The organism is Thioclava sp. GXIMD4215 (genome assembly GCF_045291555.1).
Lineage (GTDB): Bacteria > Pseudomonadota > Alphaproteobacteria > Rhodobacterales > Rhodobacteraceae > Thioclava > Thioclava litoralis.
The window spans coordinates 2044942-2068284 of the sequence record NZ_CP149515.1 but is presented as its reverse complement, the minus strand read 5'-3'; the positions used below and the strand labels follow the sequence as shown (position 1 = coordinate 2068284).

General features: G+C 58.8%; 24 protein-coding genes, 1 tRNA gene and 1 pseudogene. 15 read left to right on the top strand and 11 right to left on the bottom strand.

The window, feature by feature from the left end; translation table 11 throughout:
• Positions 1-94: 94 nt before the first annotated feature.
• Positions 95-985, bottom strand: a complete 891-nt coding sequence (locus WDB86_RS10220; RefSeq protein WP_406735842.1) for a LysR family transcriptional regulator — start codon at positions 983-985, stop codon at positions 95-97.
• Between the two features lie 78 nt (positions 986-1063).
• Here WDB86_RS10220 and WDB86_RS10215 point away from each other — a divergent pair, with 78 nt between their 5' ends.
• The 5 genes from WDB86_RS10215 to WDB86_RS10195 all read left to right on the top strand — a co-directional run bounded on the left by WDB86_RS10215 (position 1064) and on the right by WDB86_RS10195 (position 4711).
• Positions 1064-2098, top strand: coding sequence for a zinc-binding alcohol dehydrogenase family protein (locus tag WDB86_RS10215; protein ID WP_406735841.1), 1035 nt, complete (start codon positions 1064-1066; stop codon positions 2096-2098).
• 28 nt (positions 2099-2126) lie between these two features.
• Positions 2127-2540 carry a nuclear transport factor 2 family protein gene (locus WDB86_RS10210; RefSeq protein ID WP_339108541.1) on the top strand — a complete coding sequence of 138 codons (414 nt, stop codon included), beginning with the start codon at positions 2127-2129 and terminating at the stop codon, positions 2538-2540.
• Positions 2541-2608: 68 nt separating this feature from the next.
• The gene (locus WDB86_RS10205; RefSeq protein ID WP_339108542.1) at positions 2609-3157 is read left to right on the top strand and encodes an alpha/beta hydrolase; all 549 of its coding nucleotides are present in this window, start codon (positions 2609-2611) and stop codon (positions 3155-3157) included.
• Between the two features lie 52 nt (positions 3158-3209).
• Positions 3210-3935: an N-acyl homoserine lactonase family protein gene (locus WDB86_RS10200; RefSeq protein ID WP_339108543.1), complete on the top strand. Its 726-nt coding sequence runs from the start codon at positions 3210-3212 to the stop codon at positions 3933-3935.
• A 167-nt stretch (positions 3936-4102) separates the two neighbouring features.
• Positions 4103-4711, top strand: a complete 609-nt coding sequence (locus WDB86_RS10195) for a hypothetical protein (RefSeq protein ID WP_406735840.1) — start codon at positions 4103-4105, stop codon at positions 4709-4711.
• Between the two features lie 30 nt (positions 4712-4741).
• On the opposite strand, the gene WDB86_RS10190 is transcribed toward WDB86_RS10195, so the two are convergent.
• Positions 4742-4969 carry a DDE-type integrase/transposase/recombinase gene (locus WDB86_RS10190; RefSeq protein WP_406735839.1) on the bottom strand — a complete coding sequence of 76 codons (228 nt, stop codon included), beginning with the start codon at positions 4967-4969 and terminating at the stop codon, positions 4742-4744.
• A 488-nt stretch (positions 4970-5457) separates the two neighbouring features.
• Between WDB86_RS10190 and WDB86_RS10185 the strand changes: the two genes are divergently transcribed.
• Genes WDB86_RS10185 through WDB86_RS10175 form a run of 3 tightly spaced genes read left to right on the top strand, consistent with a single transcriptional unit; the run spans position 5458 to position 7908 of the window.
• Complete coding sequence (locus WDB86_RS10185; RefSeq protein WP_339108546.1) at positions 5458-5841, top strand: RidA family protein; 384 nt, start codon at positions 5458-5460, stop codon at positions 5839-5841.
• 6 nt (positions 5842-5847) lie between these two features.
• On the top strand, positions 5848-7047 hold the full coding sequence (locus WDB86_RS10180; RefSeq protein WP_406735838.1) for an MFS transporter: 1200 nt from the start codon (positions 5848-5850) through the stop codon (positions 7045-7047).
• 12 nt (positions 7048-7059) lie between these two features.
• Complete coding sequence (locus WDB86_RS10175) at positions 7060-7908, top strand: TrmB family transcriptional regulator (RefSeq protein WP_406735837.1); 849 nt, start codon at positions 7060-7062, stop codon at positions 7906-7908.
• 30 nt (positions 7909-7938) lie between these two features.
• Here the strand turns inward: WDB86_RS10175 and WDB86_RS10170 are convergent, their stop codons facing one another.
• Entirely contained in the window at positions 7939-8685 is a 747-nt protein-coding gene (locus WDB86_RS10170) for a HEAT repeat domain-containing protein (RefSeq protein WP_406735836.1), read from the bottom strand.
• 80 nt (positions 8686-8765) lie between these two features.
• Positions 8766-9776 (bottom strand): GlxA family transcriptional regulator, encoded by a 1011-nt coding sequence (locus tag WDB86_RS10165; protein WP_406735835.1) that lies wholly within the window; start codon positions 9774-9776, stop codon positions 8766-8768.
• A 22-nt stretch (positions 9777-9798) separates the two neighbouring features.
• On the opposite strand from WDB86_RS10165, the gene WDB86_RS10160 reads away from it, so the two are divergent.
• Together WDB86_RS10160 and WDB86_RS10155 are read left to right on the top strand one after the other, a co-directional pair.
• A complete protein-coding gene (locus tag WDB86_RS10160) occupies positions 9799-10290 on the top strand; it encodes an isochorismatase family protein (protein ID WP_339108550.1) in 492 nt (163 codons plus the stop codon).
• 428 nt (positions 10291-10718) lie between these two features.
• Positions 10719-11123: pseudogene (locus WDB86_RS10155) on the top strand (IS110 family transposase); the annotation flags it as partial.
• Here the strand turns inward: WDB86_RS10155 and WDB86_RS10150 are convergent.
• Positions 11111-11947: an oxidoreductase gene (locus WDB86_RS10150; protein ID WP_339108551.1), complete on the bottom strand. Its 837-nt coding sequence runs from the start codon at positions 11945-11947 to the stop codon at positions 11111-11113. The pseudogene WDB86_RS10155 and the gene WDB86_RS10150 overlap by 13 nt on opposite strands.
• A 96-nt stretch (positions 11948-12043) precedes the next feature.
• Between WDB86_RS10150 and WDB86_RS10145 the strand changes: the two genes are divergently transcribed.
• Positions 12044-12937: an AraC family transcriptional regulator N-terminal domain-containing protein gene (locus WDB86_RS10145; RefSeq protein ID WP_406735834.1), complete on the top strand. Its 894-nt coding sequence runs from the start codon at positions 12044-12046 to the stop codon at positions 12935-12937.
• Positions 12938-13149: 212 nt separating this feature from the next.
• On the opposite strand, the gene WDB86_RS10140 is transcribed toward WDB86_RS10145, so the two are convergent.
• From WDB86_RS10140 to WDB86_RS10115, 6 genes are all read right to left on the bottom strand, one after another.
• A complete protein-coding gene (locus WDB86_RS10140; RefSeq protein WP_406735833.1) occupies positions 13150-13848 on the bottom strand; it encodes a DJ-1/PfpI family protein in 699 nt (232 codons plus the stop codon).
• 318 nt (positions 13849-14166) lie between these two features.
• On the bottom strand, positions 14167-15798 hold the full coding sequence (locus WDB86_RS10135; RefSeq protein WP_406735832.1) for an AAA family ATPase: 1632 nt from the start codon (positions 15796-15798) through the stop codon (positions 14167-14169).
• Positions 15799-16462: 664 nt separating this feature from the next.
• Positions 16463-16538, bottom strand: a tRNA-Thr gene (locus tag WDB86_RS10130).
• A 179-nt stretch (positions 16539-16717) separates the two neighbouring features.
• On the bottom strand, positions 16718-18274 hold the full coding sequence (locus WDB86_RS10125) for a heme biosynthesis protein HemY (RefSeq protein WP_406735831.1): 1557 nt from the start codon (positions 18272-18274) through the stop codon (positions 16718-16720).
• A gap of 12 nt (positions 18275-18286) precedes the next feature.
• On the bottom strand, positions 18287-19501 hold the full coding sequence (locus tag WDB86_RS10120; RefSeq protein ID WP_406735830.1) for a hypothetical protein: 1215 nt from the start codon (positions 19499-19501) through the stop codon (positions 18287-18289).
• Positions 19502-19568: 67 nt separating this feature from the next.
• Entirely contained in the window at positions 19569-20282 is a 714-nt protein-coding gene (locus tag WDB86_RS10115; protein ID WP_406735829.1) for a uroporphyrinogen-III synthase, read from the bottom strand.
• Between the two features lie 96 nt (positions 20283-20378).
• Between WDB86_RS10115 and tsaD the strand changes: the two genes are divergently transcribed.
• From tsaD to WDB86_RS10095, 4 genes are read left to right on the top strand one after another with little or no spacing between them, the layout of a single operon-like run.
• Positions 20379-21473 (top strand): tRNA (adenosine(37)-N6)-threonylcarbamoyltransferase complex transferase subunit TsaD, encoded by a 1095-nt coding sequence (gene tsaD, locus WDB86_RS10110; RefSeq protein ID WP_406735828.1) that lies wholly within the window; start codon positions 20379-20381, stop codon positions 21471-21473.
• Positions 21470-22423 (top strand): NAD(P)H-dependent glycerol-3-phosphate dehydrogenase, encoded by a 954-nt coding sequence (locus tag WDB86_RS10105; protein WP_339108588.1) that lies wholly within the window; start codon positions 21470-21472, stop codon positions 22421-22423. The genes tsaD and WDB86_RS10105 overlap by 4 nt, the downstream gene beginning before the upstream one ends.
• On the top strand, positions 22424-22690 hold the full coding sequence (locus WDB86_RS10100; RefSeq protein WP_339108589.1) for a YciI family protein: 267 nt from the start codon (positions 22424-22426) through the stop codon (positions 22688-22690).
• Positions 22690-23112: an EVE domain-containing protein gene (locus WDB86_RS10095; RefSeq protein ID WP_339108590.1), complete on the top strand. Its 423-nt coding sequence runs from the start codon at positions 22690-22692 to the stop codon at positions 23110-23112. The genes WDB86_RS10100 and WDB86_RS10095 overlap by 1 nt, the downstream gene beginning before the upstream one ends.
• The last annotated feature ends 231 nt before the right edge of the window (positions 23113-23343 follow it).

The following is a 23343-nucleotide window of genomic DNA, read 5'->3' as shown; positions in this document are numbered from 1 at the left end:
CCGACGTGCTACGGCCCCGAATTCATCCCAACCAAGCTGAGCAGCTGGATCAAGGCGGTAGCTATAAGCGCACCTCGATGCGGACAGCATCCATTTAGCGATTTTGATCAAGCTGCCGCCGTACATGCTCCGCAACTCGGTCCGCGACCAGGCGCACCCGCGGTGCACGTCTGACGTCTGGATGCATCACCAGATGAAGCGGACGCGCCTCGAACGGAGCGTTGCAAGGCAGCTCCGTCAACTCTGGCTGCTCTGTCGCAGCGAAGCACGGCAGCATCGCGATGCCATTGCCGGCCCGCGCGCTTTCGAGAAGCGTCGCCATGTCGTTGCTTCGCACTCCAATTCGCGCTCCCGCTTTCCGAACGTACTCTTCGAGCCAGACAGCCTGCGGCAGGTCTGGCATACTGTCGTCGAAGCCAATATAAACACGCTCTGCGGCGGGCCGTTCAATCTGATCCTGACGCCCGTACAGCCCGTAAGGAACATTTCCTAGCTTCCGGACGATCAGATCCAGCCCGCTTACCGGCCCAAGCCGCAGGGCAATGTCCGCCTCGGCGCGATCGAGATCGCTGGCACGGCGCGCACCGATCATAATCGGTACAATGCCTGGATGCGTAACGCCAAGACGGGCCAGACCCGGAGCAACCAGAAGCGCCAGAAGTACTGGCGGCGCAGAAATCCGAACCTCGCCCTTCAGCTCATCTATGCTGGAAGCAGAGCGCCCAAGCGCCAAAATCTCACGTTCCACCGCCTCCGCCCGCGCTATCAGCCGAGTTGCGTTGCTCGTTGGCTGCCAGCCGCGCGGCAACCTGTCGAAAAGACGTAAGCCGAGCGCCGCTTCCAGCCCGGAAATGCGGCGCGCCACCGTAGAATGTTCGACAGAAAGACGCGCTGCCGCTGCCATCAGGCTGCCTGCGCGTACAAGTTCGAGAAAGAAGCGTAAGTCGTCCCAGGAAAGCGGAGCCTTGTGTGCATTTTTGACCATACGATGCCAATTTTCTCCTTCTTACGTCGACATATTATCAGCCTATCTTTCCTTTCAGACAAGCGAAAGGGAACATCCATGAAAGCCGTCGGACTGTGGCAGGCTCTCCCTACCAACGCGCCTGAGGCGCTGATTGACCACGAAATTCCCGTCCCGGAGCCGGGGCCGAGCGATCTGCTGGTCCGCGTCGAAGCCATTAGCGTGAATCCTGCCGACGCACGGGTGCGAATGCGCAAAGCCAATGACGGCAAGTTTCAGGTACTCGGCTGGGATGTTGCGGGCACGGTGATCAAGGCGGGCCGCGATGCGGCCGGTTTCGTACCCGGCGATGCGGTGTTCTATGCGGGCGATCTTACGCGACCGGGCGGCAATGCGGAGTTGCATGTGATCGAAGCCGCGCTCGTTGCCAGACGCCCCGAAACAATTGCGGCCTCCTCAGCTGCCGCCATTCCGCTAACGGCACTAACGGTGTGGGAATCTCTCTTCGATAGGCTCGCTCTGCCGGAACCCGGCGAGGCAGATGCACCGCTCGGCAAGACGCTGCTCGTGGTGGGCGGTGCGGGCGGGGTTGGCTCGATGGCGATCCAGATCGCGAAGCTCCTGCCTGGCCTCAACGTCATCGCTACGGCGTCCCGCGAGGCTTCGCGTGACTGCTGCCTGTCTCTGGGTGCCGATGCCGTGATTGACCATTCCACCGACATGCCCGCGCAGATCGCGACTCGCGGCCTGCCCGCACCGGATCTCATACTGCTCGCCGCCGATCCCGATGGGCATTTCCCCGCACTAGCACAGCTTATTGCGCCTCAGGGCCGTATCTGCTGCATCGTACCCTTCGATGCGCCGCCCGACATGAACCTGCTCATGCAGAAAAGCGCGAGTCTTGCATGGGAGTTCATGTTCACTCGCGCGATGTTCGCCACTCCCGACCGCGCACGACAGGGCGAGATCCTCGCCAAGGTTGCGACCCTGATCGACGCCGGGCGGCTAACACCACCGGCACCGCAAGAACTCGGCCCGATTACCGCACAGACTCTTCTTGCCGCGCATCGCCACATTGAGGGCAAGCGCACCATAGGCAAGTTGGTGCTCGCCGGTTTTCCTTCCGATCTCTAACCAAATCACCGACTGAAAGGACTTTCCCATGAACGATGCCGCACAGACCGCCGTCGAAATCACCCAAGCTTTCCTTGGCGCGATCTTCTCCGGAGCGATGGAAACCGCGATGGCCCAGACAGCGCCTGATGCCGTTTTCATCTCGACCAACCCGCGCAGAAACTCCGACAATGCCATGCATGGCACATTTACAGGCCACGATGGCGCAGCCGCATTCTTCGGTGGCTTCGGGGAAACGCTTGAGCCGGGCGATTTTGAGATAACGGCCGCCTTTGGCGACGACAACCATGCCGCACTTTACGGGACGCTGGCCCATACCGTCCGCGCCACCGGCAAGCCCTTCGTGAGCGATTGGGCTCTGATCACCTCCGTTGAGGACGGCAAACTAACGCTCTATCACTTCTATGAAGATACAGAGGCCCTCGCCAAGGCAATGAAGTAGGATAGAAATTCGCCAATGTCGGAGCCCGGACTGGGCCCCGACTATACAGCCTAGAGAATGAATAGCACATGACTGATATCATCATCCTACCCGGTATCGGTGGATCCGGCCCCGATCACTGGCAGAGTCTCTGGCAGGCGGAAGATCCCCGCATGAGCCGCTTTGAGCCTTCCGACTGGAACAGACCCGATCTCGCCGACTGGCTCGCAGCACTGAGCCGCGCTATCGCCGAGGCCCCGCGCCCGCCGGTACTGCTGGCGCATTCTCTTGCTTGTCTTCTTGTGCCACACTGGGCGGCTGCAGGGGGAGCGGGGATCGCGGGCGCACTACTCGTTGCTCCCCCCGATCCCGCCAGTTCGCCGTTTCCCGATGAAGCCGCCGGATTCGCACCGGTTCCCCTAAGACCGCTTCCGTTCCCAGCACGGGTCGCGATCAGCGCCAATGATCCATTCGGATCTCTGGATTACGGCAGAAACTTCGCCTTCTCGCTTGGTGCGGAGCTGGTCGAGATCGGAGCACTTGGGCATGTCAACGCCGCCAGTGGAGTGGGACGCTGGCCGCAGGGGCGAACGCTCCTGAGCGATTTCCTCGCCGGACTGGGCAATACGCGTCCTTGAGTAATGCATCCCCCGAATGGCGTCCGTAACACCAAGAGACCAAGGAACCAATGTGAGACTCTTCCTCTTCCTTTATGGCCGGATGCACCCCGGCGGTCTGCCCATACCCGGCTATCTCATTCAAACCGACGCCGGCCAGAATATCCTCGTCGATACCGGCTTTCCCCGCAGCTACGTGGAGGCCCCCAGGCATCCGCCAGGGCTGACGCTGGACATCCGGCCAGAAGACACTGTTACGTCGCGGCTTGCGGAGATCGGCCTCTTACCCGCCGATATCGACATGGTCGTCTGTTCTCATTTCGATGACGATCATTCCGGCAATCACGATCTTTTCCCAAGCGCTACGTTCCTTATTCAGCGCGAGCATTTCGAGCTTGCCCGGACGGGCCACCCTCGGTTTGCCGAGACCCGGCCCGCCTGGGATCATCCCGCGCTGAACTATGTACTTGTGGATGGCGATGCCGAGATTGCGCCCAACGTCGAGCTTCTGTCAACGAGCGGCCATGTGCCGGGCCACCAATCCGTTCTGCTACATCTGCCGGTGACAGGGGCGGTGCTGCTGGCGGTCGATGCTGTTATGGATGCCTCGATGGCCGACCCTGACACGCGGCAGATCTGGATCACAGACTGGAGCGAGGGACATGGCAACGAGACGAAGATTCGCGAGAGCACCCGCAAGGTTGCGCGCATCGCGGTGCGCGAGGGAGCTATAGTCATTTATGGTCACGACGCGAGGCAATGGTCCAGCCTGCGCCTCTCGCCCGACTGTTACGAGTAAAAATACACTCGTGAGAGATCAGCAATAAGTCGTCGCCATGCGTATCACCGGCCTGCGTGATCTTTGTAACGGAAGAAAATCCTCCGCACGAGACTTGATGCGCCCATAAAGATGGCTTCCGCTGAAACAGTGAGATTATCATCGGACCTACAAGAGAGATATCTTAAATGAGCTATAAGCTTTACGTAGTTAAAGATATAAATCTTAAACCCGAAGGTTGCGCCCCATTACCCCAAATCCTTAGGAAGGATATCGACATTATCTACCTAGGTCTGAATGATCTTTGTGATCATGCGAATTTATCTGGGGAAGAACTGCATCATCAGTTATTTCTCAGAGGTGGAATAGATATTGCAGCACGGAAACTAGCAAGTTTCATAGATAGACCAAGTTTCGGCATAGGGTTCAGTGCTGGTGGTACAGCACTTTGGAAATCAACGGTTTTCGGTGCGAGTTTTACCAAGATTTTTTGCGTTTCATCGACGAGGTTACGGAGTGAAAGCAGCATTATAGTCGCAAACAGCGTATTTTTTGGTGGGCGCGACACGAACATACCAACAGAGGACTGGATGAAATCCGTTCCTGACCGTTGCACGATTTATGAGGATGCGCTGCATAACTTCTATCTCAACGATCAATCCGACGAGATGGCGCATACATTTCAGGAAATCACGCAAGACATTGAATTTCTGTCACTTCCTCTGAAGACTTCAATCACCATGAGGCGGCCTCAAGGCAAATATTGTCTTGCTCGCCCCTATTACCATGGAGACTAGCACGAACAGTAAAGCTGGCAAATGGGAGAATTATTGCGCAGAGTTCAAGACGAAGGTGACTGTGTCTGGCCGCGCCAAATGAGCGGAATTTGTCCGTGATATCGGCTTGGGAACAGACCTCGTGCGTTTTATCAATTTGCGCAAAAGCTGTTTGGCGGCTTGTTTGTCCCGTAAGGACCGGAAGGTTTCGTCAAGAACGACGCCGAGTTGATCAACGGCGCGCCAGAGCCATAACCTGCTATCGGAAAACTTTACCACGACTTTATCAAGATATTAGGTGCCGCCGGTATTGCCGCAGGTGCCTCGCGAGTTGCAGCCAGAATTTGGTCGTCCAATGCCGAACCGTTTCTTAGGAGACGTCTCTGGCAAGTTCGAGGAGCACCCCTCGACCTCTCTCGGACTTAAATTGAACCGGACGTACAGCAAGACCGCCTAGGCAACAATCGAGGGTGGGACCGGTGCCGCTTGTCGCTGCTGAGAGGTGTCTGCATCGCTGAGATGCCACGTAGTAGACAGCGAGGAGGCATTCGCTACCCGGTTAACGTGACAACTCCGTCCTTCATCATACGAAACACTATTTCGAAAGATTGAATTTTTCAGTGTGGCAAGAGCTCGTCGAGAAGGTACGGAAACAGCTGGATCATTAATTTCAAGATTGTGTGATATCCCAACGTAGGCTCTGGACAGGGCGGTTTTCAAAGCCGATCTTCATATTACTACCTAGGTAGTATAAAAGGAGATGTAGTATGGAAAGAATTTCGTCTGGCTCCCCTTGGGAGCAAAAGGTCGGCTACTCACGCGCGGTCATCAAACGGGGGATAGTCTTTGTTTCTGCAACCGCCGCTTCGGGTCCGGATGGCCAGATTATCGGCAAAGGCGACGCCTATTTGCAGGCGCGCACTATTCTCTACTCTGTCGAGAAAGTATTAATCGAGGCGGGTTCCAAGCTTGAAGATGTCGTGCAAAGTCGGATCTATTTGACTGATATCGCGCTCTTTGAAGATGTCGCGCGCGCTCATGGTGAGGTGTTCTCGGAAATCCGCCCCGCGCTGAGCTTGCTGCATGTCAAGCCTTTCGTGAGCCAAGACATACTGGTGGAAATCGAAATCACTGCGATGAAGGACGCCTGATCTGTCATGTCCGATCCCGTTGTTTTAACGCGCCCCCAGATCTGGCTGCTAACCACCGTTGCCGGTGTGGCGATTGCGGGCAATTTCAGTTTGCAACCGCTTTTGCCCGCCGTCTGCACCAGCCTCGGGGTTCCGATCTCTGCGGCGGGTTGGATCGCAGCAGCCCCGTCGCTGGGATACGCAGCGGGGTTGCTTATCTTCGTCCCGATGGGGGACCGCTACGCCGCGAACAGGCTGATCGCATGGCAGCTTGCGGGGCTTGCGCTTTGCCTTGGCGCGGTGGCTTTAGCGTCCAACCTAGGAGTGCTCCTGCTGGCCTCTACATTAGGCGGGGCGTTGGCTAGCGCAGCGGCGCAATGCGCGGCATTCGGTAGCAAACTCGCTGGGATGCAGCGGGGCCGGGTCGTCGGTACGATCGCGATGGGGATTGCGCTCGGCATCTTGCTGGGGCGGGTCGTCGGCGGAGCACTTGGCGAGGCGCTAGGGTGGCGGGCGATGACTGCTCTTCTGGGGGCAGTTACTCTCTTGATGGGCAGCTCTGTCGCACTCTGGGCGCCGCGGGTCCACGAGTCGGTCGGCGAGACGCGCGTCTTTGGCCTGCTCCGCGCCGTGCCCTTGGCTTTTTGCGACGCTCCAGCCTTACGGCTTCTGGCTGTGGCGGGTGGTGCATGGTTTGCGATGTTTTCTGGGACTTGGGCGGTGCTTGCGCTTTATCTCGCAACGCCTGCCTTCGGCTTTGGGCCGATCGTTGCTGGCAGCTTCGGGTTGATCGGTGTGGCTGGGGCGTTGTCGTCGCAATTCGCGGGCAGGGCAAGCGACCAGTTCGGTCCGCGCGTTGTCATGCAACTCGCCCTAGGCGTCGCGATCATTGGGGTGGTATCGCTTGTGGTGTTTGGACATAGCTTATGGGGATTAGCTCTCGGTATATTCCTTATAGATGTCGGTAGCTTTGCTGCGCAGGCCACCAATCAAGCACTGATTCTTGGTCTTACTCCGGGACGCGCGGGGCGCGATTACAGTGCCTATATGGTGGTTTATTATGGTCTTGGAACGCTGGGGGCCGCCTGCGGACCTGTTCTTTTCGCTCATATCGGTTGGAAGGGGCTCTGCCTCTGGAGTCTGGCGCTATGCTTCGTGGCACTGATCTGCGCCAATTTCGGGGCGCGACGGGCAAGAGCCGATCCGCAGGCGATGGCCCCATCGTGAGGCGCCTCTACCTTGCAAATTCCGCAAATTAATGAAGTATGGCGAGCTATGAAAATGAGTGCTGATAATCCTCTTATTACCTCGCTCGGAGCGCTCGGCTTTTCGCAATATGAGGCGCGTGCCTATTGTGCTTTACTGGCCGGGGGCGCGATGAATGGCAACGAAGTGGCCAAGGCATCCGGCGTGCCCTCCCCCAAGATCTATGAGACGCTGGGACGGCTGATTGATAAAGGCGCTGCGTTGAGCGCACAGGAAGATCCAGTGCGCTATGCGGCGCGACCATGGGATGAGGTCTCGGAGGCGCTCAAGGCTAAACTCGATGAGGCAGCACAGACAGTGACCGACGGACTGGCTGCGCTCGAAGCCCCGAGTACGCCGGGCATGATTTGGTCACTTCCCGACCGTAGGGCGGTCTTGTCGATGTCCGAGCGGCTGATCGGGGCCGCAAAAAAGGTGATTTTCGCGGCTGTCTGGGATGAAGAAGTTGCCTTGCTTGGTCCAGCCTTCGAAGCGGCGGCCCAGCGTGGCTGTCGCGTTCATCTGGCGATTTATGGCACGGCACAGCTTGCGGGGCCAATGATTTATGACCTGACCGTATGCGGGGTTTCGGCGATGGAACGAATGGCGGGTCGTCGCCTCATGACACTTGTGGCCGATGGACGCGACGCGCTAGTGGCTGAATTCCATCCCGGTGATAGCGTCGAGGCGGTCCGCACCGATAGTTCAGTGATCGGGCTTCTGGCGACGGAATATGTCAAGGCCGATGTGCTCGGGCGTTTGCTGATCGATGAGATGGGCGAAGCCCGGTTCGAGGAAATCCGCTATAAACCGGGCGAGATCGACGCTCTCCTGCGCAGTTGAGCCCCATGCTCGAGGTGCCGTGGCGATGTTTCAGGCGCCTCCAATGTTGCGCAAGGCGCGCTTGACGATCCTCGCTGTTTCTGGCGCAGGGCTCATATTCTCCCAGTCGCGACAGAGCGCACGTACCCAATCGGGGCGATCCTTGGCGGCATCGTTAAGCCAGTTTCCGACAGAATCCTGCACATACTTCGCCGGATCCGCACGCAGGGGTGCCAACAGGCGCAGAGCGCGCGCCGGATCTTCGCGCAGCGGCTTGATATGGGAGCACCAGACGCCGCGGGGGCGGGTTGACTCGCACGCAAAACGACGCAGCCGTGCCGAAGGATCTGTAACCCAAGGAGTCAGATAGCAGATCGCCGCGTCGATCTGCGCGGCAATTTCGGGGCGCAGCGCAAGCCAAGCCCATTCGCGCACGCCGAAATGCTCATCATCGGCCAGCGGGCGGATTACGTCCAGCTTGGTCGCCAGAACCATATCGTCGCGTGTGCCGAGTGCAAAACAGGCCCAGCCCCTCACCGTATCGGACGGATGATCGATTAGCCGCGTTGATGCATCCGCGCCCAGCTGATCGTGCAGGATCCGTGCCGCGAGCAACATGCGCCGCGTGATACCTTGTGTTTGTGCCGCGTCCATCTCATTGATCGATGATTGATCGATCTCGGGGAAGCTGGCTTGCATCAGCCTGGCGAAGTCCACTGCGAGGCATTCTGTTAGGGTCGCGGCCTCGATCTCGCCCGCATTCAGCGCAGCGAGTCGCTCTGGCGCGATATCGCTCACTCGTTTAACTCCGCTCACTTTCTCTCTCCCTCTGCGTTGAAATCATGTTTATGCTCGCGCACAAAACCTCACTGCGCAGATTAATTGCACCTTTGTCGAGCCAACCACTGGCGTGGCGAGACGCCGAGCTCGGTCTTAAAGGCTGCGCGCAATGCATGGTCATCGGGAAAACCGCTTCGGACCGCGATACCACTCAAACCGCGAATTCCCGCACACATCAATTCCTGCGCTCTCATCAACCGCAACCGTCGTATCCAATCCCCTAGACTGCCACCGGTTCGCGCCCGTATATGTCGGGTCAGGGTCCGTCTGCTCATACCCGCCCGAGCAGCAAGATCATCGAGTGACGGAGCCAAGGTTGGATCTGCTCGAATTTCATCAAGCAGATCTTCGATGCGCTTATCAGCCGACGTACCCGCTGCAGACCGCTCAATCAGTTGCGGTTGAGTCCCAAACCTCTGTGGTGCTACGACGAGGTGTCGTGCAATTCTATTCGCTTCGCCTGTGCCAGAAATGCGTGCAAGGAGATGAAGGCAGCAATCGATCCCTGAGGCGATTCCTGCGGACGTGACCACGCTTCCCTCGTCCACGAAAATTGCCTTCTTATCAACAGTGACATGCGGGAAACGCAAACTGAAAACCTCACATCGGGCCCAATGGGTGGTGGCGCGCCTTCCATCTAAGATCCCAGATTGCGCCAAACCAAACGCACCGAGACATAGCCCGACGACAATGGCTCCTCTGTCATGCGCAGCGCCAAGTTCGTCTAGGATCGAATTTGGAACCGCCTCTTCGTGATCTCGCCACCCAGGCAAAATTACGATGTCCGCTCCTCGCGCTTCCTTAAGCGAGCAGGGCGCCTCGATATTTAGACCTCCTGAGGCGGTGAACCGGGGTTCAGAAGAGCAAACATTTACGAGATGACCGCTCGTGAGAAAGGACTCTCCAAACACCGCCATCGGCGTGGAAAGCATGAAAGGGCTGATCCCATCATAGGCAATAATTGCGACCTTCATTGGCCCGATATATACGAAATATGCCCATCGGGCCACTGAAACTATATTCCATTTCAGTGTAATTTCTTTGAGCATATACCTCAAAGGAACCTTATTCATGGCTAGAGCACTAATCGTCATCGACGTTCAAAAGGACTATTTCGAAGGTGGCAGCCTACCACTGTGGAACGTCAACGAAATCGAGCAACGTATTGCAGATACCATCAAGCGCTCACGTGATCGAGGTGACAAAATCATCCTAGTAAGGCATATTTCCAAATCTCCCTCAGGACTATTTGCACAAGGCTCCGTCGGCTCAGAAATCAGCCCCTTGATCCTGAGCGTTGCCGAGGACGCGCCCGTGGTCGTCAAACATGTTGCAGATGCGTTTCAGGACACTGACTTGCTGTCTCACTTGGGGGAATGTGATGAACTTCTGCTTTGTGGGATGATGACACAGAATTGCGTAGCGTTCACCGCATTATCACGTTCGGCCGATCGCTTCCGTATACTGGTGGCAAGTGAGCTATGCACAGCCCCCTCGGAGATCGTCCACAAAATTGCGTTGAACGCTTTGGCGTCAAAGGTCGAGCTTGTCGAGCAACCATGACATCTGCCTCCGCCAGGCAACACGAATTATACCTCTCTGACCGAGACTGAACTGATTGGGACAGCACCGCCCAAGCGGTGCTTCCGAAATATGCACAAAAGTTAGTGACGCTTGACCAAGCGGCGTCTTGAAATTGGCGGAGGCCGTTCGCGGAACTCAACCGCGCTGATGACCTCTGGCAAGCGGTTCTGGCCGTCGAGCTTTCGCCATTTCTTCTGCGCGGACATCATAAGCCTGAAAGCCGTAGAGCAAAGGTCGGCTTCGTCCGCATTGCTGACGTTTACAGCGGATGTGTCGCGCAGGTTCGGCGCGACATAACACCCGTTGAGAGCCAAGGGCAGTTCCGAGCGGGCTTGATGATGTAACCGCCCCCCGACGGCATCTCTGTGCCAAGGTGGGATCGCAACAATCCATTCTGGGAGGCGGTTATGTCGGAGATTACCACTGTGGGACTCGATCTGGCGAAGAACGTGTTCAAAGTACACGGCGCTGATGCTCGTGGTCAGGTCATACTTAGAAAGAAGCTGTGACGTGCGCAGGTGTTGGATTTCTTTGCAACGCTTCAGCCTTGCGCTGTGGCGATGGAGGCTTGCGGAGGCGCGCATTTCTGGGGTCGGGAGTTGACCAAGTTCGGCCACGGCGTTCGGCTTATTCCGCCTGCCTACGTGAAGCCGTTCGTCAAGCGTTAGAAAAATGATGCGAACGATGCCGAGGCGATCTGCGAAGCAGCACAACGACCGAACATGCGCTTTGTCCCGATCAAAAGCGAGGAAACACAGGGCGCAGCCAGTGTCTTCCGCGTCCGCGAACTACTGATCCGTCAGCGGACCCAGCCGTCCGTCGAGCAGGTGACCGTTTCCCAATCGTCGATTTCCTGAAGCATCGCGTGCAGTCGGCTCTGCACGAGGCCGAGCGCGTCACTGCCAAGCAGGAGTTGCGGCGGGGGATTGTCCGACATCACAAGGTTGAGGACGGCTGCGGCCAGCTTGTCTGGGTCGCCCAGCTGCTTCCCGTCCTTCTGTTGCCGCGTCTGGCGGATCGGATCGAAAAGGGGGTCGTATTCGGCGATGGAGCGTTCGGTTCGAACCATGGAGCGCCCTGCCCAGTCGGTACGGAATGAACCGGGACAGAGAGCTGTCACATGGACGCCAAACGGCGCCATCTCGCTGCGCATGACCTCGGAGATGCCTTGCAGAGCGAATTTGCTGCCGCAGTAATAGGCGATCCCGGGCATGGTGATTAGGCCGCCCATCGAGGTGACATTGAGGATGAAGCCTGCGCGCCGCTGGCGAAAGCGGGGCAGAAAGGCCTTGGCGACTGCCACGGCTCCGAAGACATTGACGTCAAACTGACGCCGCATCTCGGACAGAGGGGATTCTTCCAGCACTCCCTCGTGCCCGTAGCCGGCATTGTTCACCAGAACATCCACCGGGCCGAAATCGGCCTCTGCCTGATCGACGATCCCGTCGATGCGATCAAAATCCGTGACGTCGCAGAGCACCGTGTGAACGCCGGGCAGACGTTCGAGCAGCGATGTCCGCGCTGCATCAGAGCGAACCGTGCCGATGACTTTGTGTCCCGCCCCCGATGCCGCCTTGGCAATGGAAAAGCCGAACCCCGAATTGGCGCCGGTAATGAAGAAGGTCTTGCCTGACATGATGAGGCCCTCGCTTGAGTGTTTTAGTGAATTGACAGATAGTCTTGATCGAATGCGCCAGTAACGGCATATCCTCTCTCAGAATTGTCCGATCCTATGAAATGCGATGATCTTCCCTGTCAGGCGGACCGGCTCGCGCCCCTTGCGGGGTATAACCGCACGACACTGCCCGGCCTACGCATCCTGCGCTCCGAAACCGTTCTGGAGGACGTCCCGGTCCTTTATCGTCCCGGCGCAGTCTTCGTGCTGCAAGGGGCAAAGCAGGGGTTTCTGGACGGGAAAGTCTATCGCTACGATGCCGATCACTATCTTGCAGTGTCGGTCCCCGTGCCGTTCCGCATGGCGTCCCAAGCTGATCCCGAACACCCTCTGCTGGCGCTCTATCTCGAGTTCGACCTGCAGCTCGCCGCCGAAATCGCCATTGCGTTGGACGCCGTGCGAGAGACGGCGCCTGCGCGAGCCCGGAGCCTGATCTCGAGCCCGATGGAGCCGATAATGCGGGCGCTTTTGGGCAGGGTGCTCGCCGCACTTGCGGATCCCCAGGAAGGCGCGATCTTGGGCCGGGGACTGCTGCGGGAGCTGCATTACCGCGTGCTCGTCGGGCCGCAGGGCGATGCCCTGCGCGCAGCGCTGCGTCAGCGGGGCCCCGCCGGAAGGATTGTCGAGAGCTTGGGGCGCATAAGGGAGAACTTCACTGCAGTCCTCTCCGTGCCGGATCTGGCGGCTGCGGCGGGGATGAGCGTTCCATCCTACCACGCACATTTCAAGCAGCTGACGGGCACGTCGCCAGTCCGCTACATCAAGGCGATGCGCCTTCACGAGGCACGTCTGATGATCGCGCGAAACCACGGCTCCGTTGCCAGTGTTGCGGCCGAGGTCGGCTATCAGAGCGCCTCCCAATTCAGCCGTGACTTCCGCAAGCACTTCGGGCGCAGCGCGATGGAAGAAGCCCGCTGGGTGATGTGGCACTTGAACGACACCACCGCGTAGATCGGCCCGATGAATGCCCGGATAGAGCCGGAATTACCGGCGCGACCTTTCTGCATCTGCAGAATGCTGCGTTAGCTGCATGTGGTAGTCTGGGCTCGAAGCTGCCTTTGGCCTCCAACGGGTGTTATGTTGCGCCGAACCTGCGCGACACATCCGCTGCAAACGTCAGCAATGCGGGACATTCCGGACGTTTATATTCCAGTCGGCCTCCGTCACGCCTCAGATTCTTTTGACGGTCGCAAAGCACGAGCTGCCGCTTCAGACGCCCGCTGTCGTCTGGCAATGAAAGGCGCGATGTCCGAGCGAATTTGAGACATTAGCTCGGGGTTGGCGCTACGAGGGGAGCCGTCTTTGAAAGGCGGTTCAGGATCATACTCGATCTGGAGCTGGATTGATCGGGCGGCCTTCTCGCCAAGTAGATCGGCTGCAATGTTCAGAGCAAAGTCGATGCCAGATGTGACCCCGGCGCCGGAAATCCGGTTTCGGTCTCGGACCACGCGTTCAGCAACAGGTTCGACGCCAAACAGGGCAAGTTGATCAATCGAAGACCAATGCGACGTTGCACGGTATCCCGTGAGCAGACCTGCTGCGGCGAGGACCAGAGAGCCTGTGCAGACGGAAGTGACCCACTGGCACTGCTCTGCGACGAGCCGCAGATAATTCAGCGTTTCGTGGTCCTCCATCAAATCGATCTGGCCCGGTCCGCCTGGCACGAAAATGAGGTCCAACTCTCGGGCCTCGTCAAAGGTGTGCGTAGGCAGGATGCGCATGCAACCACGGTCTGACGGAACGGGGTCTCGCGTCTTCCAGATCAATGCGGTTTCAACACCATTCATTCGACTGAAGACCTCAAGCGGGCCAGTCAGATCGAGCTGCGTGAGTTTCGGAAACAACAAGAGACCGAATTTCATGACCATTTCCTAATCTTGCTCGCGTTATTGTAGCAACGCTGAGAACCCTTGCAAGGGGGGCGGCTGCAGCTTCAGAAAGGTTGGATTTAGCGACCGGCCGAGGCAACGCGAATGTCGCAGAAGGGCTCAAACCGGTCATGCGGAGGTACGACAGCCCCATCACGAGGGCCGCGCCACCCTATCGACGCGATCGGCCCAGAGCTGCCGTTGAAGCGATACCGGAGATGCGGCGGCGCGGCCCGTTGAACCGGACTTTCGCTGCGCATGCGTCCTGCGGGTGCCGTCGGAGGTCAGGTGTGCGGAAAGAACGGACTCGAGCTATCGAGGCTCGATAACTGGAAGAACGCTTTTCACAGCTTTTGCTATGCCGCTTACGCTATTTGCTGCAAGAACCCTGATAACCCACGACTCAAAGTTTTCCCTTCTGGTCCCTTTCAAAACTGACGCCAAGGTTGCGGTGATCCCTTTTTTATTGTCGTAATAGCGCAGCAGTGCCGCCAAATCCTTTTTCTCTATGGCAGTCCGAATCTCTTGTGTTCGAGTTTCTACAATTCCAGAAATATCCAGATTCGCAGTGCGAGAATTGTAATCCCGGATCAGTTCTTCACTCGATGTTGAGCCTGAGAAATCGAGCAGCTTCAGCATTCGATCAATACGCCTTTGGCAATGACGGGCGACCACCTTATCAATCTTTTCATCGCTATCGAGTAAGCCGAATATTCCGTTGGAGACATCATCGAGCTTTTTCTGCAAGTCAGCCCCAGTGAATCCATCAGATTCGGCAATCGCGGAGCAAACAACTGGAAGTGCGATAAGGTTCTCGATCTCCGATACAGGAATGATCTTAATACCCAAGCCTTCAAAATAAGCCACATCATCATCGCTGTAGTCATCGCCGTCCACGATACCGGAACATGTTACTCGGGTCAGGCTCGCATTGGCCCGCATTGAAACCACTGAATGGATTACTTCAGAGCAAGAAGCCTTTGGAACAACTGTCCATTCTGGATAGCATGCGCGGTATATTGCGTAGTCAAGGCTATCATGTGTGCCCTCGACAAAGAGGATGGGGCGCCTGCTGCCCAGAATGAGTGTGACCAGTTCCTCTGGAAATCCGGTGTTCTCCGGAATCCCTTCAATCATCCAGTGGAGCTGAGGCGAAAAATCTCGAATGACATATTTTTTTGCGGATCGCGCTGCCGCAAAATCGAGGTCGTGAGTAATATATATAAATCCGCAATCCCTTCGAGTGGCTTCTATTTCGTCCCACAGCTTAGCCATAATCGAGCGGTGAACGTGAAGCTCTGGTTCATCGACGATCAAGACCGTTCCTTCCGCTGCAACCAGTGCTTGCCCTATCATGTAGAAAATCGCTCTCTCCCCATCACTCATCTCTGAGGCAGGGTAGGTTTCGCCAGCGTCACCGGCGGAAACTGTGATGTTATCCCCAGAGATGTGAAGTTGACGATGAGGAAGCAGTCGGTTCCAGATTTCAAGAAGCTTGTCGAACTTGGTGATCTCAAAGCTGTCTTCACTGTGATCTGCGCCCGGCTTATGCCGATGATAGGCTTTCAACGAGGTGTTGGATTGATCGGCAAAAAGCGCTTGAATCAAATAATCGAAATCATTCAAGAGATGGGTCGCACTTTTATCGCCCCATCTGTGGCCAAGCCTATATTGAACGTTAGCATCTCGTGACGCGTTGCCCTTGTATCCATACCGCAACCCGGAGAGCGCTTGCCTTTCGCTGATTTTTTGAACCTCAGGGTTCATCGAGAGTGCGCGATGTGCAGATACCCGGTGTGCAACATCGTTCAAGTTATTTTCGATATGGACAGCAAGACGAGTTTTCCCGCCACCGTTCGCGCCGACGAATATGACGGTCTCGCCTGGGTCAAACTCTACTGAGAGAGCTTCACCCGGGGTGGGGATAGTAAAATTGAAGGTCATAGTGCTCTGCGATTTGCGATTTTCTGGTGATGCTACCGAGGGCGTGGAGCCTTCACAACCGGCCCCGCTGCCTTTTTATACCGGCGCATCGCTGTTTAACGATGTCAGTGCCGCTACGAGCCAACCCAACGACAACCGGCAGCACGAGATCGTCTTTTACTGGTCGTCCGCGAACATGCAGATCGTGCGGCGATTCACTTCCGCCGTGCGCGTCTCGGGGTCCGCATACAGCTCGAAGCCGCCTTGTGGCGGTGCAGCGCCAAGCCCGAGTTCGGCGTGGTCTGAATGTCTGCTTCCTACCTGCCAGCTTGGATAGCTCACTCCTGCGGCGAAGGTCGGCTGTCCGCCCTTATTGTCTGATTATGTCACGTTCGAGACATGATCAGACATTTGCAGAGAATTATCGGCTTGAATGCTTTTCGCTCGGGATAAATTCGACCCACAAATGGCGCCCGCTTGATGTGACGCTGCATAGACCCTGCGACTTCAGTCGCAGGTAGTTTGACGAGGCGTTTCAGAGAATTTCCAGGCAACCTGCATTGTTATTTTGGGATAGTGTGTCGACCAAGACACCCAAGTGTGTTGGATTTCCCATATTGACTGCGGTTTGGTAGCATTATGCTCCAAATCTGCACTCTTATGGTCCAACTATAACAAAGAAGGATGGTGCCGCTGAAGGGACTCGAACCCCCGACCCCATCATTACGAATGACGTGCTCTACCAGCTGAGCTACAGCGGCATCCTTCTTTTACACGGCCCTATTTGTGACTTAGGCCGCCTGCAAGTAACTGGCTTTGCACTTCCTTCATTCACGGGCGGACCCGTTTGATACGAATGATGTGCTCTGCCAGCCAAGCTACACCTGTACGGTGTGGCGCGGCAATTAGCATGCCGCGCCGGGGATGTGTAGCCCCTATTTTATCCCAAAGCGGATTTCTTTTGATCTTCTCCGGTTCCGGCAGACATCAAGGGGTCCGACCCCGTGCTGTTTTCGTCCGCAGGAGGCTCTTCGGTCGCCCCGGTCACGATCTCGGCCTCTTCAACCTCGATCCCCGCCTCTTCGGCATTCCGCTCTGCCTCGCTTTCGGTCATCACGGCCGGAGCCCCCACGATCAACGGCAGCATCTCTGCCCCATGCGGCAGGGGCTGGTCCGATTTCGGCGGCTCGCGCCAGCTAAGCGTATCGAACCCACCGCAATTATCGCAGACCGGTGTCCACTCGCTTTGGATATTCTGGCAAGCGTCACAGCACCATTGCGGGCCACGCGGCGCGGTCAGCGCCTTGGCCAGCCAGCCACGAACGACCGCGTCATCCGACCCTTCGCCACGCTCTACCGCAGCCATAATGGCCAGCACGCGCGAGGTGGGATGGGTGTCGGCCAGATTGCCCAGCGCCCGACGCGCCTCGGGGAAGTTTTCCGCCGCGATATTCAGCTCGGCCCGCAAAAGACGGGTCTCTTCGTGATCGGGGCGCAGCACCAAAAGCTTCTGGAAGCGCTTCAGGCGCGCCTGCGGGGTCTCGTCGGGCAGGATCGCTGCATAGGCAGATGCCAGATCCGGATGCGGCTGGGCCTCCCATGCCTTGCGGATCACCCGCTCTGCATTCTTCGGCTTGCCCTTCTCGATATAGGAACGGGCCGCCAGGGCCGCCGCCGGAATCAGATCGGGCGAGGACTTATTGGCCGCAATCGCGGCTTCGCGGGCCTCGATGCTGGCCCCCTCGTCGAGAATACCTTTGGCCTCTTGCAGCGCCAGCACCGCGTCACGGCGCTTGGCCACATCTTTCGGCAGCAGACCGCTATGCCGCTTATAGCTGATCACCTTGCGCGCATCGCTCCACTCGCCCTTCTCGGTCGAGAGCTTGAGCAGCGTATCCTGCGTTTCCTCATGCGACGGTTTGAGGGCATAGGCTTTCTGCGCAAGCGCAAGCGCGGTATCGGTATCGCCCTCGGCCAGCTTCTGGCGCATCAACCCCCGCACACCGATAAAACGGGTGCGCTGGTCCGATAGCAAAAGCTTGTAGGCTTCTGTCGCTTTCTTGGTGTCCCCTTTGGTTTCCGCCGCCTGCGCGACCAGAAGATTGGTCAGCTCGGGGCGGCCCAGCAGGCGTTGCGCCTTCTTGGCCTGGGAATAGGCCAGACGCCCCTCGCCCGATGCGACAGAAATCATGCCATCGGCCAGCGCCTTGTAACCGCGACGCTCGCGCGAACGGTCAAAATAGCGGGTCAGCGCGGTCTCGTCACCCACGAGAAACCGCAAAAGCGCGACCACAAAGCCCACCAGTTTCAGGAAAATGAACACGGCAAGGATCAGCACGAGCGCGGCGATAATCGCCTGAACCGGACCGAGGTTATATTCCACCCCTGCCAGAACGACCTGCACCCCATCCGCCGAACTGGCCAGCGTCATCGCGCCATAAGTGACACCGGTGACCGCAATCAGAAAGACAGCGATTTTGATGAAAGACCAAAGCATGGCCGTCCCTCCTTATTGGACCTGCGAGGCAAGCGAAGCGACTGCCTCCTCAGCGGCGACACGTTTCTGTGCCTGAGCAACCCACCCCGACAGAATGTCCTGCGACACCTGCGGAAGGGCAGAAATTTCGGTAATGGCGGTTTTGAAGTCCCCCGCATCGACAGCGGCCTGCGCACGCGACAGCACGGCATCCGGCCCGCTGCCCTCTTGCGGGGCCACGGAACGCGCCCCTGTCTGCGTCAGCAGGAACGTCTCTATGCGGGCGCCCAGATTATCTCCGGCATCCGCGCGACGGGCCGCATCCAGTGCGCTCCGTGCAGGCGCGGGGAAGGCCTCCTGTAGTGCCTTGGTGCTCTGGGGTTCGATCCCTAGCGCCTCCGGCACATCAAGCTTTGCATCGCGCGCCTGTGCCACGGGTTCGGCAATCGGGGTACCATTGAGGAGCGCGGCGCGGATTTGCGCAATGGCCGCGCGGGCACGGGCACGGCGCTCTGCCTCTTCGGCGGCCGCCGCATTGGGACCGGTCACCCCGTCAAGTTTGGACTGCAGCGCAGTGATCTGCTCTTGCAAGCCGGAGATATCGCCCCCCCCAGATTGCCCCTGAGACTGGCCCATTGCCGCTATATTGTCCTGTAGCGCCGAAACGCTTTGCTGCAACGCGCTGACCTGCGACGACAGATCGGCTACGGATCCTTCCAGCGCAGAGCTGTCAAAGGCCTGTTGCGGCGGGAAAATCCTTGCCTGAAGATCTTGTGGAAGCTGCGGCAATGCCCAGATCGCGGCAGCAGCCCCGATGACCGCCGCCACAACGCCGCCTGCCAGTAGCGCCCCGAAACCACCCCGCTTTTCGACAACCGTATGCGAAGCAACCGGCGCGACCGCAGGTTTGACCGCAGGCTCTGGCGTCTCGGGCTCTACAAGAGGCGCCGCCTCCACGGGGGCGGTATCTCCGGCCTCCGGCGCATCCTCTTTCTGTTCGGCCTCGACCTGCTCTGCGGCAACGATATCATCGCTGCCAAAAGCCGTTTCTTCCGCCAGCCCCTCGTTGCGGCCTTCCAGCGGATCATCCGTCTCCACCTCTTCCGCCTCCGGTGCGGTATCGGCAGGCTTTTGCGCGGTCAGGGTGTCAGAGAGAGGCTCCGGAACGGCCGGGACGGATTCAGGCGTAACGCTTTCATCCTTCGCTGCATCAGGTTTTTCCGATTTCTTATCCTCGGGTGCAGCCACGGCAATTCCTCCTAAGCAATCCGCTGTATTGAACCGTGGCCACTCTAGCCCCCGGATCAACCTCTCTTCAAGTCGCAACGCTCCGACATGCCAAACGCTTGAGAAGCTCGACCATCGCAGCCGAACTTGTTTCCCGTGAAACCTCGATATGGGCGTTTGCCACAGCTGCAAGCTGCCGAGCTACAGTAGTGCTGATTGCGCCAAGGTATAGGGGGGCATGGTTTTCCGGCAAATATTTCGTAAAGATCTGTGCCGTACGCGGTGAAAAAACCGGCACCAAAACAGGGGTTTCTCCCGAAAGAAGTGCAAGCGCCTGCCTTGTCGGACGCTGCGGCACCTGTCGATAGACCTGAAGCGCAAAGGCCTGCCGCCCCGCCGCCAGAAGCCCGCCCACCAGATCATGGGCCAGATGATCGCCACAGACATGGACAAACGGCCCCGCACCGCCTTCGGCCAGAATCTGTTGTTCAAGCGCCTTGGCCTGCCCCGCACCGACGCGCACCGCATATCCGGCCTGCCGCGCCACCTCGGCCGTGCGTGCCCCCACGCACCATGCCCGCCGTCCCTGCATCCGGGGAAAAGCCGCCGCAAAAGGCGCAACCGCCTGCTGCGAGGTAAAGACCAGATCGCCCTCCGGACAGTTTGCGGGGGGAAGCGGCTCGATTTCGATCAGGGGCGAACACAGCGCGGGCAGGGTCACGCCCGCAGCCCGCAACGCGGCCAGAAACCGCGCATTCGCTTCGGCGGGACGGGTCAGCAAAAGGGTCGGAAACGGGTCCATCGGCATCCTGTTCGGGGCAAAGGGCCGTGAGCGCGGGATTGTCTCATGCCCCAAGCAGTGTTACCTGCAGCCTGACCCATACGCAATCGAGGCACCATGGCCCGGACCCTGACTTTTCTTGGTATCGAATCCAGCTGCGATGACACGGCCGCTGCCATCGTGCGTCACGGCGATGACGGCACACAGATTCTGGCCAGCATCGTTTCGGGCCAGACCGAGTTGCATGCAGCCTTTGGCGGCGTTGTCCCCGAAATTGCAGCCCGCGCCCATGCCGAAAAGCTCGATCTTTGTGTCGAACAGGCGCTGGAGCAGGCGCAGCTCGGGCTGACGGATCTGGATGGGATCGCGGTCACGGCAGGCCCCGGCCTGATTGGCGGCGTGATGTCGGGCGTGATGTGCGCCAAAGGAATTGCCGCCGGAACGGGACTGCCCCTGGTGGGGGTCAACCATCTGGCGGGCCATGCGCTGACCCCGCGCCTGACCGATGGCATGGCCTTTCCCTATCTGATGCTGCTGGTCTCGGGCGGGCATTGCCAGTTCCTGATCGCCCACGGCCCCGAGGAATTCACCCGTCTGGGCGGCACGATTGACGATGCACCGGGCGAGGCCTTCGACAAAACCGCCAAACTTCTGGCCCTGCCCCAACCCGGTGGCCCCAATGTCGAGACCGAGGCCGAGGGCGGCAATCCCAAAGCCTATGCCTTTCCGCGCCCGCTTCTGGACCGTCCGGGATGCGATATGTCTTTTTCGGGGCTCAAGACCGCGCTTTTGCGCACCCGTGACGAGGTCGTGGCCCAGCATGGCGGCCTGCCGCGCGCCATTCGCCGCGATATCTGCGCCAGCTTCCAAGCCGCCGTGACCGATGTTCTGGTCAAGAAATCGCGGCGTGCCCTGACCGAATATATGGACCTCGCGCCCAGCGCCCCCGGTTTTGCCGTGGCCGGCGGGGTGGCCGCAAACCGTGCCATCCGCGCGGGGCTCGAAAGCGTGGCAACCGAATTTGGTGCAACATTTGTGGCCCCCCCCCTGCGGCTTTGCACCGATAACGCCGCGATGATTGCATGGGCAGGCCTGGAACGTTTCCGGCTGGGGCATCGCGATGGCATGGATCTGGTCGCGCGCCCGCGCTGGCCGCTGGACCGCAAAGCGGCCCCCTTGCTGGGGTCGGGCAAGAAAGGGGCAAAGGCGTGATTTCGGTTCTGGGATCAGGGGCTTTCGGCACCGCACTGGCGATCAGCCTGTCGCAAAACGGTCCCGTCACGCTATGGTCGCGTGATGGCGAGCAGGTCCGCGCGATGCGTGAGACCCGCGAGAATGCCAAACGCCTGCCGGGGGCCAGCCTGCCCGATGCCATCACCATCACCGCAGATCTGGATGCCGCCTGTCGGGCGCAGACCATCCTTCTGGCGCTTCCCATGCAACGGACCGCTGCCTTTCTGGCCGAACATGCCCAGCTTCTGAAAGGCAAGACGCTTGTCAGTTGCTCCAAGGGAATCGATCTTGAAACCGGCAAGGGACCGACGGCGCTGATGGCCGCCCTTGTACCGCAGGCGCGCGCCGCCATCCTGACCGGCCCGAGCTTTGCCGCCGATATCGGGCGTGGCTTGCCGACCGCGCTGACGCTGGCCTGCGCGGATGGGGCCGAGGCGCTTCAGGCCGAACTCTCCACTCCCAGCCTGCGCCTGTATCGCAGCGCCGATACCATCGGGGCCGAACTGGGCGGCGCCCTGAAGAACGTGATCGCCATCGGCGCGGGCGTCGTGATGGGCGCAGGCATGGGAGATTCCGCCCGCGCTGCCCTGATGACCCGCGGTTTCGCGGAAATGAACCGGCTGGCCGTGGCCCGTGGTGCACGCCCCGAAACACTGTCGGGGCTGGCGGGCTTTGGTGATCTGGTGCTCACCTGCACCTCCAGCCAGTCACGCAATTTCCGCCACGGCTTCGCGCTTGGCGCAGGCGAGACCATAGACCAGACTGTGACCGTAGAGGGTGTGGCCACTGCCCATGCGGTTGCGCGTATGGCCGAACATGGCGGAATCGAGATGCCGATCGCAGTGATGATCGCCGCACTTTGCGACAACCGAATGACCGTGGCGCAAGCCACTCTGGCGCTGCTTTCGCGCCCTTTGAAGGAGGAATGAATGTTCTACGCCGTAATCTGCCGCGACAAGCCCGACCACCTGCAAACCCGTCTGGACACGCGCGAGGCGCATCTGGCCTATCTCAAGGAAACGGGTATCGTGGCACAGGCAGGCCCCTTCCTCGAGAATGGCGCGATGTGCGGGTCTTTGGTCGTGCTTGAAACCGACAGCCTTGCCGCCGCACAGGATTGGGCCGCAAATGATCCCTATGCCAAGGCGGGTCTCTTCGAAAGCGTCTCTGTCATGGAATGGAAGAAGGTCATCTGATGCGTTACTGGCTGTTCAAATCCGAGCCCAACAAGTTTTCCTGGGACCAGCTCGTTGCCAAAGGAGAGGCGGGCGAGGAATGGGACGGCGTGCGTAACTATCTGGCGCGCAACAATATGCGCGAGATGAAGATCGGCGATCGCGGGCTGTTCTACCATTCCAATATCGGCAAGGAAGTGGTGGGGATCTGCGAGGTCTGCGCCGAAAGCGCCCCAGACAGCACCACCGATGATCCGCGCTGGGATTGCGTGCATATCCGCGCGGTGCGTCCGGTCAAGCTGCCCGTGACGCTGGCCGATGTGAAAGCGGAGCCACGGCTGGCAGAGATGGCCCTCGTGACATCGATGCGGCTTTCGGTACAGCCGGTAACGGAAGAGGAATGGCGCATCGTCTGCGCGATGGCCGAAACCGACCCGAACTGAGCCATCGACCAGAGCCGGACATAAAAATGAGGGTTCCGGCACCCCTACCAGAACCCTCACCACCCCACGTGCACCCCTACGCACCACACGTGAAACTCTATTTGGTTCTGGCCTTCCTGGCCGGTATCTATGGGTATAAGCCAAGTTTTGCCGCAAAGCAAAAGATAATCGCTTAAAAATAGAGTATTTACAGTGTGTTAATGGAACACATACAGTTGCGCTTGCCAATCC